We start from the raw sequence: 17749 nt of genomic DNA on the forward strand, positions 1-17749 counted from the left end.
CAGCTCAAAGTTCTTAACATTTGTGTTTCAAATTTGAACTGAGTTTATTTCTGTCCTGTTATGTGGGTGTTATTTTAAAGCCGCAGGTTAACCATAACCTTACAAAGCCTGTGGTTTTTCTTCCCAAGGACACCTTATGAAAACCTCTCTCTTTAAAAGTCTTTATTTCCAGGTCCTGACAGCCATCGCCATCGGTATTCTGCTGGGTCACTATTACCCTGAACTGGGCGCACAAATGAAACCGCTTGGCGACGCGTTCGTTAAGCTCATCAAAATGGTCATCGCCCCGGTGATTTTCTGTACGGTAGTGACGGGCATCGCTGGCATGGAAAGCATGAAGGCGGTGGGGCGTACCGGCGCTGTGGCACTTCTGTATTTCGAGGTGGTCAGTACCCTCGCGCTGATTATCGGTCTTATTATTGTTAACGTGGTGCAGCCAGGCGCGGGAATGAACGTTGACCCATCAACGCTGGATGCCAAAGCAGTCGCGGTTTATGCCGAGCAGGCGAAGGATCAGGGCGTCGTCGCCTTCCTGCTGGACGTAATACCTGGCAGCGTCATCGGCGCGTTCGCCAGCGGAAACATCCTGCAGGTGCTGCTGTTTGCGGTCATGTTTGGCTTCGCCCTGCACCGTCTTGGCAGCAAAGGTCAGCTTATTTTCAATGTGATTGAAAGCTTCTCGCAGGTGATCTTCGGCATCATCAATATGATCATGCGCCTGGCGCCGATTGGTGCTTTCGGTGCGATGGCCTTTACCATCGGTAAATATGGCGTCGGTACGCTGGTGCAGCTGGGTCAGCTGATTATCTGCTTCTATATCACCTGTATCCTTTTCGTGGTCGTGGTACTGGGTTCTATCGCTCGCGCGACAGGCTTCAGTATTTTCAAATTCATCCGCTACATCCGTGAAGAGCTGCTGATTGTTCTGGGGACTTCTTCTTCAGAATCGGCGCTGCCGCGTATGCTCGATAAGATGGAGAAACTGGGGTGCCGGAAATCGGTGGTCGGTCTGGTGATCCCGACGGGTTACTCCTTCAACCTTGATGGAACCTCGATATACCTGACGATGGCGGCTGTGTTTATCGCTCAGGCGACCAACAGTCACATGGATATTTTCCATCAGATTACCCTGCTGGTGGTGCTCCTGCTCTCTTCTAAAGGTGCGGCGGGCGTAACCGGCAGTGGCTTTATCGTGCTGGCAGCCACCATTTCCGCAGTGGGCCACCTGCCGGTGGCGGGTCTGGCATTGATTCTGGGTATTGACCGCTTCATGTCCGAGGCGCGTGCGTTAACCAACCTGGTGGGTAACGGCGTAGCCACGGTGGTCGTGGCGAAATGGGTGAAAGAGCTGGATCACAAAAAGCTCGACGACACTCTGAATAACCGTTCAACCGACAGCAAAAATCCTAGCTTAACCTCTTAAACTTGTCACAAATGCCCGTATTCCCTTGTCGGAATGCGGGCTCCTGCGCATAATAACTGTTCATACCTGTCATAATTCGACAAGATTTTTTTTGGGTATATTTCACTTCTGACCGTGACGTTTTGCCGAACGCGCGGTCTAATTGACGTATTTTCATCGTCATCTTTAAGAGTGTGGCGCGTCGCGAGGCACTCTTTTTTAACCAGGAATGTTGATCAGGGGTTCACATGCAGGGCACAAAAATTCGACTCTTAACCGGCGGTTTGCTGATGATGGCAGCAGCCAGTTATGTGCAGGCAGATGCGCTCCAGCCAGACCCGGCCTGGCAACAAGGGACATTAGCGAACGGTTTTCAGTGGCAGGTTTTAGCCACCCCACAACGTCCCAGCGACCGTATTGAAATCCGTCTGTCCGTCAATACCGGCTCTCTCGCGGAGAGCACCCAGCAAACTGGGTTTAGCCACTTTATTCCCCGGCTGGCGCTCACTCAGAGCGGCAGTCTGCAAGCGGTTCAGGTGCGTTCTCTTTGGCAACAGGCCATCGATCCGAAACGCCCACTTCCTCCGGCTGTTGTCTCGTATGACTACACCATGTTTAACCTGAGCCTGCCAAATAACCGCAACGATTTGCTCAAAGAAGCCCTGACGTATCTCTCCGATGCCTCTGGCAATCTGGCGATTACGCCGGATACCGTTAACTATGCCCTGAGCAACAGTGACATGGTGGCGACCTGGCCTGTGGATACCAAAGAGGGTTGGTGGCGTTATCGCCTGAAAGGCTCCACGTTGCTTGGGCATGATCCGGCCGAACCATTGAAACAACCGGTGGATGCTGAACAGGTAAAATCGTTCTACCAGAAATGGTATACCCCGGATGCGATGACGCTGATCGTAGTGGGTAACGTGGACAGCCGCGCGGTGGTTGAGCAGATCAACAAAGCGTTTGGTGATTTGAAAGGCAAACGTGAAACGCCAGCACCTGTCCCGACGCTCTCTCCACTGCGCACAGAACCCGTCAGCATTATGACGGACACCGTCCGTCAGGACCGACTTTCCGTCATGTGGGATAACGCCTGGCAGCCAATTCGTGAGTCCGCGGCGCTGTTGCGCTACTGGCGTGCCGATCTGGCGCGTGAAGCGTTGTTCTGGCACGTTCAGCAGACGCTCAGTAAGAACAGTGTGAAGAATATCGGTCTTGGTTTTGACTGTCGTGTGCTGTTCCAGCGTGCACAGTGTGCCATTAACGTTGAATCGCCGGGCGATAAGCTGAATGCGAATCTGGGTGTGGTTGCGAAAGAGCTGGCGAAAGTGCGCAAAGAGGGTCTCTCTGAAGACGAGTTCAATGCTCTCGTGGCGCAGAAAAAACTCGAGCTGCAGAAGCTGTTTGCAACCTACGCTCGCGCCGATACCGATATCCTGATCAGTCAGCGTATTCGCTCCCTGCAAAATCAGGTGGTGGATATTGCGCCAGAACAGTACCAGAAACTTCGCCAGGATTTCCTTAACGGTCTGACCGTCGATATGTTAAATCAGGACTTGCGTCAGCAGCTGTCGCAGGAAATGGCGTTGGTCCTGCTGCAGCCAAAAGGCGAGCCGGAATATGACATGAAGGAACTTCAGACGACCTGGGATTCCATTATGGCTACCGCACCGCAGCCGGTGCAGGCTACCACGACTGATGATTTACATCAGGATGCGACGGATATACCGCAGGGGCAGTAATTAATACGTTAACACACCCTCTCACTGTGGAGAGGGTGTCAGCCCGCGCCTTACTTAAACAGGCATCGCCTCACGCGGAATAATCGCCCCGCGATACTGAATCACGGTGCTGGCCGTCAGATGCCCACGCTGTGCCGCCGCTTCCGGGCTTCCGCCCGTCAAACGTACCGCCAGATAGCCCGCGCTGAATGAGTCTCCCGCCGCCGTGGTATCAATCACTTTCTCTTTGGCAAGCTTCACCGCCGGGACGTCAATCACCGCTTCACCCGCAACTGCGACCAGGCATGAATCTGCGCCGCGCTTGATCACCACTTCGCTTACGCCAGCCGCCTGCGTGCGCGCAATCACGTCTTCTACCGGTTTCTCACCCCAGAGGGCGTCTTCATCGTCGAGCGTCAGGAACGCGATGTCGGTGCACTGCAGCATCTGCTGATAGACCTGCTGCGTCTCTTCGCGGCTGGCCCACAGGCGCGGACGGTAGTTGTTATCGAAAATGACCTTCCCGCCGTTGGCGCGGCATTCGCGCAGCAGCGAAAGCAGCTTTTCACGGCTGGTGGGGCTCAGGATCGCCAGGCTGATCCCGCTCAGATAGAGATAATCAAACGTGGCCAATTTTTCACAGATGGCCGCGGCTGCATCGCTCTCAAGCCAGAATTTGGCCGCGGCTTCGTTACGCCAGTAATAGAACGTACGCTCGCCGGTGCTGTCGGTTTCGATGTAGTAGAGCCCCGGGAGGCGGTTCTCCATACGCTGGATCAGCGAGGTTTCAACGTGTTCACTCTGCCAGGCGTCCAGCATTTGCTGGCTAAAATTATCCGTGCCCAGTGCGGTGACGTAGTTCACGGCGAGTGCCTCAGGTGCAACCTGACGGGCAATATAAACGGATGTGTTTAACGTATCGCCACCAAATCCGCGGCTGACTTCCGCGCCTTTTTGTGACAGCTCAATCATGCATTCGCCAATCACGGCAATTTTTTTGGACATAGTCGTGAACCTGAACAGAGTAATTATCGGTAGTTTGCGCTGAGTGAATTAACTGGTCAACTATATTAAAACAACGTTCCATTATTTTGTTTGAGCCAGCGCGTGTTCCTGTTCATTTCTGTCATCTTAATTTCATTTTCCCCGTGAATTGAACATAAAGTTCTCAATTGTTGCGCCGATAATCCTGTGACGAGTCCAGAAAGGCTATCCCAACAACAGGACATCTGAAATGAAGTCAGAGCAGGTTATCCAGCGGCTGAGCACTACGCCTGAGGCAAGTATTGAGAACTTGCAGGAGCATCGCTACTGGCTGCAATGTGAGCGCGCGTACACCTATCAGCCGATCTACCGGACTGATGGTCGGCTGATGGCAATTGAAATTTTGACCGTCGTCACGCATCCATCAAACCCTTCTCAGCGTATCGCACCGGATCGCTATTTTGCCGAAGTTGCCGTTCGCCAGCGCCTGGATGTGCTGGAAGAACAGCTCCGTATGCTGGCGACGAAGCAGGCCTTTTTCGAGCAGAATGATATCCTCGCCTCGGTGAACGTTGATGGCCCAACTCTGCTGGCGCTGCGTCAGAATGCGAAATTGCAGGAATTGATCGCCACCCTGCCATGGATGCGCTTTGAGCTGGTCGAGCATGTCCGGCTGCCGCAGGACTCTTCGTTTGCTTCAATATGTGAGTATGGCCCGTTGTGGCTGGATGATTTTGGCACTGGCATGGCGAACTTCTCTGCCCTGAGTGAAGTGCATTATGACTACATTAAAGTGGCCCGCGAGCTGTTCATTATGCTGCGCCAGACCTCTGAAGGGCGGAATCTGTTTACGCTGTTATTACAGCTGATGAACCGCTATTGCCAGGGGGTGATTGTTGAAGGCGTGGAAACGCTGGAAGAGTGGCGTGATGTGCAAAACTCTCCTGCAGCGGCGGCGCAAGGCTATTTCCTCTCTCGCCCGGTCCCCATGGATCACCTCGATAACGTGATAACGACCCTCTGATAAGCCCGCTTCCCTTTGTCTGAACTATAGTTTTACAGGACAGGTCATCAGGAAAGGGGAAAACAATGACAAAAACAGCCAGGGTAATCTCCTGGGTAGCAGGGATTTTCTTGTTGTTGATCGTGGTTTTCGTCGTCATTGTTGCGACGTTTGACTGGAACCGTCTTAAGCCGACCATCAACCAGAAAGTCTCAACCGAGCTGAACCGCCCCTTCGCCATACGCGGTGATTTAGGGGTGGTTTGGGAACGTCAGAAAGAGGAGACCGGCTGGCGAAGCTGGATCCCCTGGCCACATGTTCACGCCGACGACATCATCCTCGGCAACCCGCCAGATATCCCGGATGTCACCATGGTGCATCTGCCCCGCGTTGAAGCCACACTGGCCCCGTTAGCGCTATTGTCCAAAACGGTCTATCTGCCGTGGATCAAGCTTCAGCAGCCCGATGCGCGGCTGATTCGCCTCTCTGAAAAAAACAACAACTGGACGTTCAACCTTGCCAGCGACAGCGAAAAAGATCCGAATGCCCAGCCTTCTTCCTGGTCATTCCGTCTCGACAATATTCTTTTCGATCGCGGGCGGATCGCCATCGACGATAAGGTCAGCAGGGCGGAGGTGGAGATCCTGGTTGATCCGCTGGGCAAACCATTACCGTTTAGCGAAGTGACTGGCAGCAAAGCGAAAGGCGACAACGCCAGCGTGGGTGATTACGTATTCGGCCTGACGGCAAAGGGACGCTACAACGATCAACCTCTCAGCGGTAAAGGGAAAATAGGCGGCATGCTGGCACTCCGGAGCGAAGGCACGCCGTTCCCGGTGCAGGCGGATTTCCGTTCCGGTAACACCCGCGTGGCGTTCGTGGGGACGGTCAACGATCCGATGAACATGGGGGGCGTCGATCTGCAGCTGAAGTTTGCCGGCGATTCGCTGGGCGAATTGTATCAGCTCACTGGCGTATTACTGCCGGATACGCCGCCGTTTGAGACCGACGGCCATCTGGTGGCGAAAATCGGCGCGGAAAAATCGTCGGTATTTGATTACCGGGGTTTCAACGGTCGTATTGGTGATAGTGATATTCACGGCTCACTGACTTACACCACCGGAAAACCGCGTCCGAAACTGGAAGGGGATGTTGAGTCCCGCCAGCTGCGTCTGGCCGACTTAGGCCCGCTGATAGGTATTGATTCCGGTAAAGGTACGAAGTCAAAAGAGGTGAAGAAGGACCTCCAGCCCGCGGGGAAAGTGCTGCCCTACGACCGCTTTGAGACCGACAAGTGGAATGCAATGGATGCGGATGTACGCTTCAAAGGCGGCAAAATTGAACACGGCAGCACGCTGCCGATCAGCAATCTTTCGACCCATATTCTCCTCCAGAATGCCGACCTGCGCCTGCAGCCGCTGAAGTTTGGCATGGCAGGCGGGACAATTTCCTCGAACATTCACCTGGAAGGCGATAAAAAGCCGATGCAGGGACGAGCCGATATTCAGGCCCGCAGGCTTAAGCTGAAAGCGCTGATGCCGAACGTGGAGTTAATGCAGAAAACCCTCGGCGAAATGAATGGTGATGCCGACATTCGCGGGGTAGGGAATTCCGTGGCGGCCCTGCTGGGAAGCAGTAATGGCAATCTGAAGCTTCTGATGAACGACGGGCTGGTGAGCCGCAACCTGATGGAGATCCTGGGATTGAACGTCGGTAACTACGTTATCGGGCAAATCTTCGGTGACGACGAGGTGCGGGTGAACTGCGCGGCGGCTAATCTGGATCTGGTTAACGGCGTGGCACGCCCGCAGATTTTTGCCTTCGACACGGAAAATGCAGTCATTAACGTGACCGGTACTGCCAGCATGGCCTCCGAGCAGCTTGATTTGACGATCGATCCGGAAAGTAAGGGGATTCGTATCATCACCCTGCGCTCGCCGCTTTATGTGCGCGGCACCTTCAAAAACCCCCAGGCGGGTGTGAAGCCAGGGCCGTTGATTGCGCGCGGTGCGGTGGCTGCAGCCCTCGCGACGCTGGTTACCCCAGCCGCAGCGCTACTGGCGTTGATATCGCCGTCAGAGGGCGAGGCGAATCAGTGTCGGACCATTTTGTCACAGATGAAGAAGTAAGGTGCAGCCTGTTATTGCCGGGTGGCGCTGCGCTTACCCGGCCTACATTTGAATCGTAGGCCGGGTAAGGCGTAGCCGCCACCCGGCATTAGCTTACAGAGCCTGGTGCTTCGTCTCGTGCGTCAGCAGCAGTGCAATCAGCGTCAGCGCTGCCATAGCTGCCAGATAGACACCGACATAGAACAGACCATAGTTTGCCTGTAACCAGGTCGCGATGTACGGCGCAACGGACGCGCCCAGAATGGAGGAGACGTTGTAAGAGAACGACGCGCCGGTATAACGCACTTCCGTCGGGAACAGCTCCGGCAGCAACGCACCCATCGGGCCGAAGGTAAGCCCCATCAGGCTCAGGCCAATCAGCAGGTAGGCCATCACCAGCGCCGGACTACCGGAACCCAGCAGCGGCGGGAAGACGAACAGTGCAAACAGAATGATCAGCGTGGTGATCACAATCATGCTTGCGCGGCGACCAAATTTATCCGCCAGCAGACCCGCAATCGGTACCATCACACCAAACCCAATCACCGCCATCATCAGCATCCACAGCACTTCGTTACGCGGCAGACCCAGCCCAACCGGCGCGGCGGCGGTACTGAACGTCATGGAGTAAACGGTCATGATGTAGAACAGGGTATAAGTCGCCAGCATGATAAACGTGCCCAGGGCGGTCACGCGGACGTGTTTGGTCAGCAGCGTGCCCAGCGGTACTTTCACCTGTTTTTTCTCGGCGGCAACTTTCGCGAAAACAGGGGTTTCATGCAAAGAAACGCGGACATACAGACCAATCAGCACCAGTACGGCAGAGAACACAAACGGGATACGCCAGCCCCAGCTCATGAACTGTTCATCTGTGAGCAGCCAGGAGAGCAGCAGGAACGTCCCGTTGGCAAAGAAGAAGCCAATGGGTGCGCCAAGCTGCGGGAATGAACCATACAGCGCACGTTTACGCGCCGGTGCGTTCTCGGTCGCCAGCAGCGCAGCGCCACCCCATTCACCCCCCAGCCCCAAACCCTGACCAAAACGCGCCAGCGCCAGCAGAACCGGGGCCAGAATGCCGATAGTTTCGTAAGTTGGCAGCAGACCGATGGCCACGGTGGAGATCCCCATCGTCAGCAATGAGGCCACCAGGGTGACTTTACGCCCAATGCGATCGCCAAAATGCCCAAACAGGGCAGAGCCAATCGGACGGGCAACAAACGCGATAGCAAAGGTAGCCAGAGATTGTAGCGTGGCTGCCGTCGGGTCTCCCTGTGGGAAGAAAATATGCGGGAAGACGATGACCGCAGCGGTGGCATAAATGTAAAAGTCGAAGAACTCGATGGCGGTGCCAATCAGCGATGCGACGACAACTTTATTGCGCGAATTTACCGGAACGTTTTCTGCACCAGAGTCGAGTGTTGTGGCTGTTGCTTGCATAATATTTTCTTATTTTTTGTCGAACGAAAGGCCATATTACGCACAGCAAAAGCGACATTTCAATCTGTAACAAAGCTGTTGGCTGGTGATAAAAGCAACAAAAAGCGGATAATTTTCAGACCAGCCAAAACACGTCTATGAAATGCTTCACAGATTTTAAATATCAGTCAATTAAACTGGTTTTCGGTTAAATAAAAGTTACGGACTGGATTTATATGCTGAAATGATGAATCGGGCTGAGATTTCAGCCCGGGAGAGGGATTACCGATGCGTTTTCCCCGGCATCCTTGGGTCATCTTTGTACTGAGCGGTGGCAATCCACGCTGCGCAGAACAGCGTCAGGCGGGCGAAGAAGTAGAAGAACGCCATCAACCCCAGTACTGAACCAAACGCCGCGCCAGAAGGGGATTTAACCAGCGCCGGCAGGGTCCAGGTCATCACAATTTTGATCACCTCAAAGCCTATCGCCGCAATCAATGTTCCACGGATCAGCGCCTTCTTGCGCGGACGATGACGCGGCAGGCGCCAGAAGATCCAGAAGAACAGCAGGTAGTTAGCGAAGATGGAAATCGCCAGACCAATGCCGCGCCAGGCGGGTTTCAGCCACTCGATATAATCGAGATAAAGCGCGGAGATAATCATTTGCTGCGCGGAGCCTGCAACAGAAGTAATCGAGAGCGTGACGATGAGTGCGACAAGCAGGCCAATCAGCGAAACAAAGTCACGAATATACTTAATCCAAATTTTTTCCTGATCCTGAGGCTTACGCTCCCACACCTCGCGCGACTGGGCGCGAATGGCCTCGCGCAGGTTGCCCATCCAGTTAACGCCGGAGTAAAGGGCAATCAGCAAACCCGCGATGCCGACCGTGGTACGCTGTTGGACGGCTGTATTGATGGTGCTTTTGAGCGTACTGGCAAGAGTCGGGTCGCTGACATTATTCAGGATCTTAGCGAAGATATCCTGCAGTAGCGTCGGGTGCGACGCGAGCACGAAACCGGCCGCCGCAAACGACACCATCAGGATCGGGATCATCGACAGGAAGGAAAAATAGGTGATGGCGGCACCAAACTGGTTTCCCATGCGGTCATTGAAGCGTTCGGCCGCACGTATCAGATGCGCCACCATGGGAAACTGCTGAATTCTTGCGGCGATACCGGTGACGGTTCCCAGCGCTTTGCTGGCGGTGCCTGGCGATTTGGCCTCTTCGGGCCTGGTTTCCATCTTTTTGATGGGATCATATTCTAACTGTTGGGTGGGTCGTTGCGGGTTGTTTTCCGGCGTCACGCTTCTTTTCCTTTTCGTTTGGCTGGATGTAATTGAATTATAGCTTGCGACTAATCCACATAAGCTTTTGTAAGTTCGGTAAGCCACTCCATAAACAGATGTACCCGGCGAGAGAGGTTACGGCGATGGGGATAAATAAGAGAGACAGGCATCGGTTCGGCCTTGTATTGCGGGAGGATCTCAATCAGTTTCTTCGCGCGCAATAAATCGCGTACGCCAACCCGCGGAACCTGAATAATGCCCAACCCGGCGAGGCAGGCAGCCTGGTAAGTTTCCGTGCTATTGACGGTTAACACCCCGCCCGTTTTTATCCACTGCGTCGCACTGCCGCTATAAAACTCAAAGCCCTGGGGACGGTTGCCCAGCATGGCAGCGTAATGAATGACGGCATGTGAGCCTAAATCGTCCAGCGTTTCCGGGTAGCCAAAACGCGCCAGATAATCCGGGCTGGCGCAGTTAATCACCGACAGTTTGCCCAGCGGACGCGCGATAAGCCCTGAATCCTTCAGTGTGCCGACGCGGACGACACAATCAAACCCTTCGCGGATCACATCCACAAGACGATCGCTGCTGCTGAGTTCCAGTTCGATACCGGGATAGTGCTGCAGAAAAACAGGCAGTTTGGGGATGACTAAATTTCGCGCAACGGCGACGGGCATATCCACGCGTAACCGCCCGCTGATGCTGGAGGGGTCGTGCTGAAACATTCCGTCGAGTTCATCCAGGTTTGCCAGCAGATCTTTTGCTCGTTCGTAATAGACCATGCCGTCCTGAGTCAGGCTCACGCGACGCGTGGTACGGTGCAACAGCCGGGTGCCAAGCCGGTTTTCCAGCGCCTGAATCTGCCGCGAAACGCTGCCTTTTGGCAGTGTTAATGTTTCTGCCGCGCGGGTAAAACTCTCCAGTTCCGCGACGCGGACAAACAACTGCATTGCGTGAATTTTATCCATAGACGAAGCTCATTGTTGTTGCGGTTGAAACAGTGAAGCGTTTTATTCCATCTTTATTGATTTTCTATCACCTAATAAGCTCTTTCTCAATCTCCATAACAGCCAAAACGAGGTTTATGATGACTGAACGTATCGCATTAGTGACGGGTGGTAGCCGTGGATTGGGTAAAAACGCGGCTTTGAAGCTGGCGGCAGAGGGGACGGGAATTATCCTGACATATCACCGCAGTGAGCAGGAAGCACAGGATGTTGTACGCGAAATTCAGGGAAAAGGTGTCAGAGCGGCAGCATTACAGCTCAACGTCGGGGATATCGCCAGTTTCGACCATTTTGCCCGGCAGTTTCAGGAAACCCTTAACACCGTCTGGCAGCGTGACACCTTTGATTATTTATTAAACAATGCCGGGACGGGGTTATACGCGCCCTATACCGACACGACGGAAGCTCAGTTTGATGAGGCGTTAAACATCCATTTCAAAGGGCCGTTTTTCCTGACACAGCGCCTGCTGCCATTGCTTAATGACGGGGGACGGATCCTCAATGTTTCCAGTGGACTGGCTCGTTTTACTCAGCCAGGTTCAGGGACCTATGCTGCCATGAAAGGGGCGATGGAAGTGCTGACCCGTTATCAGGCGAAAGAGCTGGGCGCGCGCGGGATCACCGTCAACATCATTGCTCCCGGCGCGATAGAAACGGACTTTGGCGGTGGACGCGTACGTGACAACGCGCAGTTGAATCAGATGCTGGCTTCACAGACCGCCCTGGGTCGGGTGGGGCTACCGGATGATATTGGCGATGCCATTGCGGCCCTGCTTAGCGATAAACTGGGCTGGATGAACGCACAACGTATTGAAGTATCAGGCGGAATGTTCCTGTGATGCCTATTCTTAAGAGGAAGGAACCTCTTAAGGAAATCCTCAACATTAATGTGTCCAAATACTGACAGATATAAAGAACACGGGTGGATTTGTAACGTCCCCATTCATTGAGTTTTTTCTTAAATAACGCCTCTGTAGAATCCCCCTTCGCTATTCTCAGAGGGGAAAAACGATGCGAGTGATCATGTTTGACAGGCAGTCAATATTTATTCATGGAGTGATACACAGTCTTCAGACGTTAATTCCAGAAATAAATATAACAGGAACCTGTCAGGCAGAAGATTTATGGGCTCAGGTGTCCGCGTCACCGTCTGCTATTGTCATGATTGACGGAAATTTAATTCAGGATGACGAGATCGCGTGGCTGGAAGCGCTCATGACTCGCTTCCCGGCGATATCCGTGGTCATGGTGTTAGCGAAAAAAGAGGCCCGATGGGTTGAGCAGTTGTTGCAGCGAAACGTCATGGCCATTATTCCCCGCAAGGCGAGCCCAGAACGGTTTTCCGCCGTGCTGGATTCGGTGTCCAGAGGGATGGTCTGTTTTCCCGGAGAGTGGGTTAAACAGCCGTCGTCATCTCAGGCCTTATTATCTCTGAGCGAACGCCAGCGCGAAGTTCTGAAATTGCTGGCCGCAGGGGAATCTAACAAAGAGATTGGACGCAATCTCAACATCAGCGCGGCCACGGTAAAAGCGCATCTGGAAGCGCTCTTCCGTCGGCTGGATGTTAAAAACAGAACGCAGGCGGCTATGTATTATACGCGAGCGACGGTCTGAAGAACCGCTTGCGGGAGCGAGGACGTCTCACCGAAGCTGAATAGCATTAGCACCAGCGCGTCATGCTGCTGTTGGGTTAATGGCCGAGCCATATTTTCCCGCAGCAGCCTCTCACATAACTGAATATCCTTATGAAGCAAATATTCTGCCTCAGAAGGGGTGATCAGACCGTTAAATGTTTCCCGGTCGCGGATAACGTGGCCATAACCAATAACCCATAAGCCGTATTCGTCACGATATTTCGCCAGTGAAAGTCCCTGATGGTTTTTTATTAGCGCAATGGCGGCATCCGATATTTTCAGTGCATGACCTTTCATATTTGTGTCCTCTTAATAGCGACACTGTAGAGGAATCAACGTCAGAGAAATATCCGCCAAATGGCTGTTGATCAGGCGTTATTGCTCAGGTAGTCCTGCCTCAATAAACCGAACAACCAGTCATTATGCCAGCATCCGGCGGTAATGACTCCAACTTACTGATAGTGTTTTATGTTCAGATAATGCCCGATGACCTTGTCATGCAGCTCCACCGATTTTGAGAACGACAGTGACTTCCGTCCCAGCCTTGCCAGATGTTGTCTCAGATTCAGGTTATGCCGCTCAATTCGCTGAGTGTAACGCTTGCTGATTACGTGCAGCTTTCCCTTCAGGCGGGATTCATACAGCGGCCAGCCATCCGTCATCCATACCACGACCTCAAAGGCCGACAGCAGGCTCAGAAGACGCTCCAGTGTGGCCAGAGTGCGTTCACCGAAGACGTGCGCCACAACCGTCCTCCGTATCCTGTCATACGCGTAAAACAGCCAGCGCTGACGTGATTTAGCACCGACGTAGCCCCACTGTTCGTCCATTTCCGCGCAGACGATGACGTCACTGCCCGGCTGTATGCGCGAGGTTACCGACTGCGGCCTGAGTTTTTTAAGTGACGTAAAATCGTGTTGAGGCCAACGCCCATAATGCGGGCGGTTGCCCGGCATCCAACACCATTCATGGCCATATCAATGATTTTCTGGTGCGTACCGGGTTGAGAAGCGGTGTAAGTGAACTGCAGTTGCCATGTTTTACGGCAGTGAGAGCAGAGATAGCGCTGATGTCCGGCAGTACTTTTACCGTTACGCACCACGCCTTCAGTAGCTGAGCAGGAGGGACAACTGATGGAGATGGAAGCCACGGGAGCACCTCAAAAACACCATCGTACACTAAATCAGTAAGTTGGCACCATTACCGCATCCGGCAAGGTAATAGCTCTCGCGTAACTCACCTTCCAGACGAAAATGGGCTTTTTCCAGCAGGCGCCTTGAGGCGACATTCCCCGCAGTGACGGTCGCGGTCAGCCGGCGAATCCCCCCTTGACGGAAGGCATAGTCACAAAGTGCCTGCAGGGATTCGAAGCCGTAACCTTTCCCCTGCGCCGCGGGCACAAAAAGAAAACCCACTTCAGCACAATCCTCCTCCCGATGAATATACCCGGTGACGCCCAGCGCCGTTCGGGTGGTGGCATCACGTACGACGAGACAAAGCCAGTGTGTGCTGCCAGGTGTCCATGGCGTCAGACGAGCGTCAAAAGCCTCGCGGATCTCTGCTACAGGGCGATCTTGCGCAACAAAGCGCATGACATCAGGATGTTGCTGTAATGCCAGAAAAAAGGGCCAGTCATGTTCCTGCAGGGGCGAGCAGCTAAGGCGTGGGGTGTTTAAAACAGGCATTCAGATTCTCCTGACACTTTTTAAATGATTTTAGGGTTGTCACTTTATTTCAATAGAAAGTCAGGTATGGTTAACCTCGTATAAATAAAAAGAAAAACGGCAGTTACGTGCCCATTCCGGATGTCTTCGTTGGCGCTTAAGGAAAACAATGGCTCTCAGTACATCACATCACGTTCGCGAACAGTTCGAACACTGTCTGGCGGTCATTCGCCAGGCGTCTGTGGAAATTTTGCTTCTTCTGAATGTACATGCTTCGGAGGGCAAAGATCCACGCTGGTTTCTTGAACAACTGGACAGCGCGCGATTAGCTCTGGGGGGCTGGGGAGCCGTTGCGAAGAAGCTCAATCTGAATGATGCCGAGATGTCGGAATTTACGCTGCAATTGCGCCTGCTGCAGCAGCGCGTGCCGCAGTATGAAAGCGGACAGGATGTGAGTGAAAACCAGCTGATTGCGGCAATGCGGTTTGTGACTGCGCTGGAACACCTTCGTCTGCAGCAGCCGCTTCTGACCTACAGCACAGAGCTGGCACCGGGCAGTGAACTCCAGCAGCAACAGGCGCACAAACAGGTGCGTGCGATCGAGCTGATGTTAAAAGGGCTCATCCAGCAGGCCTGGCCCGATCAGGTGCGGTTGAATAACCATCTTAAGACGCTTTTTAACGCCGACCGGGTAAGACGCTGGTTGAAGCTTGGCGAGATTAACGATGTCCTGAGCGGCATGATGTTCAGTGAACTGGCGCAGATGCTGGTGGATAAAAAAGAGTTCAGCCGCTATTACGCTTCGCTATTCAGTGACCCGTCCATGCTGACGCTGCTGGTGGAACCGCGTAAAACCCTGCAAACCTTCCTCGATGACATTCGGCAAATCCGCAACAACATCACGGTTCAGAAAACATTAAGTTCGGCGCAAATTCAGCTGCTGGATAACTATTACACGCAGATCAGCCGACCGGTTCAGCGTGCGTTTGAAGAGGGGAGAACCCGCGTTAATCCGACCGGGTTAATGGCGGTAGATGCCAGCGAATTGCATACCTTCTGGGAAAAGGCGCAGAAAATGGATCGGGTCACTGGCGGTGATCTGTTTGAAGTTCGTGACACCATTGAAAAGCCGACCCAGCGCGCACCGCGCACCCCAGAACAACGCGAGCAGCTTATTTCTGGTGCGTTATGGGGGGCGGTTGGCGTCATGGTGATTGCCATCGTGGCAGGGGGCTTCTGGCTGGTGACCAGTGGTAAACCACAGCCTGCAACCGTCAGTGTCGCAGAAACAGCGCCACCACAGGAAATGCGTGAGACGCCTTCCTCGCGTGAAACGCTGACGCGCATGGGCGTAACCTGGGACGAAAATAACTTCCGTTCGGCCATTAACCGCAACGATACCCGCGTGGTTCAGCTCTTTTTACAGGGCGGCATGGACTGGAAGCTGTCATGGACCGAAGAGGCGATGTCGGCAGGTTATGACGACGTGCTGGAGCTGATGTTACGCTACCGGCAGAACATGGTCGAAGAGAAGCCGTGCCGTCGCTTTATCAATACGCTCAGCCACGCCATGTCGAATGGCGAGCCTCTGACGTCAAAACGTAAAGAGTATCTGAAAGCATTCTGTACTGTGCCGGCCGTGGTGAAACGCCAGCAGCACGATCTTGATATGGCGACCCGTCGTGCGCAGTCACAACCGGATGCCACCACGAAAAAATGGCAGTCCATCCAGACCGCCATTTATGAGGTGATTCGCTGATTAAGGTTCCCCATACAACCCAATCAGCCGTCGCACCACGCCGTTCGTCCAGCCAAAGCCATCCTGCAGGGGGTATTCACCACCGCCCCCTTCGCGTGGTGTACTGCTGGCGATGTGGTACTTCTCAATGAGCTTATGGTGGTGATTATAAAAATGGTTCACCGTCTGCAACCAGCTCCAGGCGATCTCATCCCCTAGCGAATCATTTCCGTACTGCTTGAACCCCTGAATTGCCATCCATTGCAGCGGGGCCCAGCCGTTGGGTTTATCCCACTGTTCGCCGGTTTCATACTCGGTGGCGAGAATACCGCCAGGGGTCAGGAGCCGCGCTTTGACCGCATCAGACAGGCGTTCGGCCTGCTCATGGGTTGCCATACCCACATACAGAGGCACAATGCTGGCTGCTGAGAACAGCGCCTTTTCCTCGCGTCTCCAGTCATAATCGCGGAAACAGCCGCTCTCCTCATCCCATAGATAGCGGTTCACTGCCTCGCGGCGATCGCTGGCTTTCTGGCGGAACAGGTCGGCGGTTTCTTTATCTCCTTTCGATGCTGAGATATTGGCAATTGCACTTTCCAGCTTGAACAGGAAGGCGTTCAGATCGATGGGGATAAACTGCGTCGTGCGGATGCTGGCGAGTCGTGACGGATCGCGCAGCCAGCGGGACGAATAATCCCAACCTGACGCCGCTCCCGCACGCAGATCGCGATACACCTCATTGGGCGGACGACCCGAGTGGCGGGCCGTTTCCACATCCTCAATCCACGATTCGTCGCGCGGTGTGTCACGGTCGTCCCAGTAGCGGTTGAGCAGCGAACCGTCCGGCATACGTACCGCACTCCGATAGGCCTGATTAATCAGCAATGACTCAGCGCCGTCCATCCAGAAGGCGTGCTCCATTTTGAGGTGTTCAAGGTAACGTTTTGCCCCGCGTACGCCGTCCTCTTCAAACAACTCCACCATCAGGGCAAAAACGGGGGGCTGGGAGCGGCTGAGATAATAGGTGCGGTTGCCGTTCGGAATATGACCGTAGCGTTCGATTAGCCAGGCGAAGTTATCCGCCATACATTTCAGCAGATCGTTCCGGCCACTCTCGGCCAACCCCAGCATGGAGAAATAAGAGTCCCAGTAATAGGTCTCGCTGAATCGGCCGCCAGGCACGATATACGCTTGCGGCAGTGCCAGCAGGGATGACCAGGGAATATGATCCTGTGGCTCACGCGTTAGCACTGGCCACAGACTGTCGATGTGCTCTTTTAACGAAAGGCCGGGGTCGGAGACATATTCTGTGCTGTAAGTCTCAGGCAACCAGAAGTGGTTCTCCACAAACTGGCGCAGGTCGAAATCCCGGTGGCGTTTGACCTTGCGGTAGCGGATCAGAATATCCAGTGGGTCCATCTTCGGCGCGCAGTCGGGGAAGGTTTTGCTGTCTGCAAACAGCCGTGAAGACTGCACGTGTTCGAACAGTTCAAGATAGCGATCGGCGGGCGTCAGGGCATCAGAGGCGGGTAGCCCTTCGATCATCTCGGGTTCCGGCTCCGCTTCAATCATTTCATCCAGTTTCAACTCACAGGGATCGGTCTCGTAGCGCAGCTCTTCTTCAATCCCGAATTCGATGTTCTCGGTAGCCTGTGTCTTCTGGTTGAACATGGTGATAAGGACCTCCGGTTGTGTGTTCAAAGAGATTGTTCTTCCGGGTGTCTTTAAAGCGTAGACATTCGCTTCGGTAGATGGGGAGGAATATGTGCGCTAGATCACTAT

Annotated in this window: 15 protein-coding genes; 7 read left to right on the top strand and 8 right to left on the bottom strand. The window is 53.9% G+C overall.

Going from position 1 to position 17749, the window contains the following annotated elements; all coding sequences use genetic code 11:
• Positions 1-136 precede the first annotated feature (136 nt).
• Both AC0XWG_RS08650 and AC0XWG_RS08655 read left to right on the top strand, forming a co-directional pair.
• A complete protein-coding gene (locus tag AC0XWG_RS08650; RefSeq protein WP_475680529.1) occupies positions 137-1423 on the top strand; it encodes a dicarboxylate/amino acid:cation symporter in 1287 nt (428 codons plus the stop codon).
• 227 nt (positions 1424-1650) lie between these two features.
• Positions 1651-3144, top strand: a complete 1494-nt coding sequence (locus AC0XWG_RS08655) for a M16 family metallopeptidase (RefSeq protein WP_028018353.1) — start codon at positions 1651-1653, stop codon at positions 3142-3144.
• Between the two features lie 54 nt (positions 3145-3198).
• Here AC0XWG_RS08655 and kdgK read toward each other — a convergent pair whose 3' ends face one another.
• The gene (gene kdgK / locus AC0XWG_RS08660) at positions 3199-4128 is read right to left on the bottom strand and encodes a 2-dehydro-3-deoxygluconokinase (protein ID WP_108091151.1); all 930 of its coding nucleotides are present in this window, start codon (positions 4126-4128) and stop codon (positions 3199-3201) included.
• A gap of 229 nt (positions 4129-4357) precedes the next feature.
• On the opposite strand from kdgK, the gene pdeH reads away from it, so the two are divergent.
• A complete protein-coding gene (gene pdeH, locus AC0XWG_RS08665) occupies positions 4358-5131 on the top strand; it encodes a cyclic-guanylate-specific phosphodiesterase (protein WP_028018351.1) in 774 nt (257 codons plus the stop codon).
• A gap of 65 nt (positions 5132-5196) precedes the next feature.
• On the top strand, positions 5197-7239 hold the full coding sequence (locus AC0XWG_RS08670; protein WP_028018350.1) for an AsmA family protein: 2043 nt from the start codon (positions 5197-5199) through the stop codon (positions 7237-7239).
• A gap of 93 nt (positions 7240-7332) precedes the next feature.
• On the opposite strand, the gene AC0XWG_RS08675 is transcribed toward AC0XWG_RS08670, so the two are convergent.
• From AC0XWG_RS08675 to AC0XWG_RS08685, 3 genes are all read right to left on the bottom strand, one after another.
• Positions 7333-8655: an MFS transporter gene (locus AC0XWG_RS08675; RefSeq protein ID WP_128348378.1), complete on the bottom strand. Its 1323-nt coding sequence runs from the start codon at positions 8653-8655 to the stop codon at positions 7333-7335.
• A 261-nt stretch (positions 8656-8916) separates the two neighbouring features.
• Positions 8917-9942, bottom strand: a complete 1026-nt coding sequence (yhjD, locus tag AC0XWG_RS08680) for an inner membrane protein YhjD (RefSeq protein ID WP_128348377.1) — start codon at positions 9940-9942, stop codon at positions 8917-8919.
• Between the two features lie 50 nt (positions 9943-9992).
• Positions 9993-10892, bottom strand: a complete 900-nt coding sequence (locus tag AC0XWG_RS08685) for a LysR family transcriptional regulator (RefSeq protein WP_128348376.1) — start codon at positions 10890-10892, stop codon at positions 9993-9995.
• Between the two features lie 119 nt (positions 10893-11011).
• Here AC0XWG_RS08685 and AC0XWG_RS08690 point away from each other — a divergent pair, with 119 nt between their 5' ends.
• Positions 11012-11770: an SDR family NAD(P)-dependent oxidoreductase gene (locus AC0XWG_RS08690; protein ID WP_128348375.1), complete on the top strand. Its 759-nt coding sequence runs from the start codon at positions 11012-11014 to the stop codon at positions 11768-11770.
• A 172-nt stretch (positions 11771-11942) separates the two neighbouring features.
• Positions 11943-12545 (top strand): response regulator transcription factor, encoded by a 603-nt coding sequence (locus tag AC0XWG_RS08695; protein ID WP_028018345.1) that lies wholly within the window; start codon positions 11943-11945, stop codon positions 12543-12545.
• On the opposite strand, the gene AC0XWG_RS08700 is transcribed toward AC0XWG_RS08695, so the two are convergent.
• The 3 genes from AC0XWG_RS08700 to AC0XWG_RS08710 form a co-directional block, all read right to left on the bottom strand.
• Positions 12524-12862, bottom strand: a complete 339-nt coding sequence (locus AC0XWG_RS08700; RefSeq protein ID WP_049005586.1) for a lysozyme — start codon at positions 12860-12862, stop codon at positions 12524-12526. The genes AC0XWG_RS08695 and AC0XWG_RS08700 overlap by 22 nt on opposite strands.
• 155 nt (positions 12863-13017) lie before the next feature.
• Positions 13018-13715, bottom strand: a protein-coding gene (locus AC0XWG_RS08705) for an IS1 family transposase (protein WP_223216367.1) whose coding sequence is annotated in 2 segments (ribosomal slippage) — positions 13018-13466 and positions 13466-13715 — 699 coding nt in all. Because the reading frame shifts where the segments join, the coding sequence is not laid out codon by codon here.
• A gap of 28 nt (positions 13716-13743) precedes the next feature.
• Positions 13744-14250 (bottom strand): GNAT family N-acetyltransferase, encoded by a 507-nt coding sequence (locus tag AC0XWG_RS08710; protein ID WP_475680530.1) that lies wholly within the window; start codon positions 14248-14250, stop codon positions 13744-13746.
• A gap of 148 nt (positions 14251-14398) precedes the next feature.
• On the opposite strand from AC0XWG_RS08710, the gene AC0XWG_RS08715 reads away from it, so the two are divergent.
• Positions 14399-15988, top strand: a complete 1590-nt coding sequence (locus tag AC0XWG_RS08715) for an STY4199 family HEPN domain-containing protein (RefSeq protein WP_128348373.1) — start codon at positions 14399-14401, stop codon at positions 15986-15988.
• Here the strand turns inward: AC0XWG_RS08715 and AC0XWG_RS08720 are convergent, their stop codons facing one another.
• A complete protein-coding gene (locus tag AC0XWG_RS08720) occupies positions 15989-17638 on the bottom strand; it encodes an alpha,alpha-trehalase (protein ID WP_475680768.1) in 1650 nt (549 codons plus the stop codon). It lies immediately after the preceding gene.
• Positions 17639-17749 lie beyond the last annotated feature (111 nt).

The organism is Enterobacter sp. DVT3837, assembly GCF_056238685.1.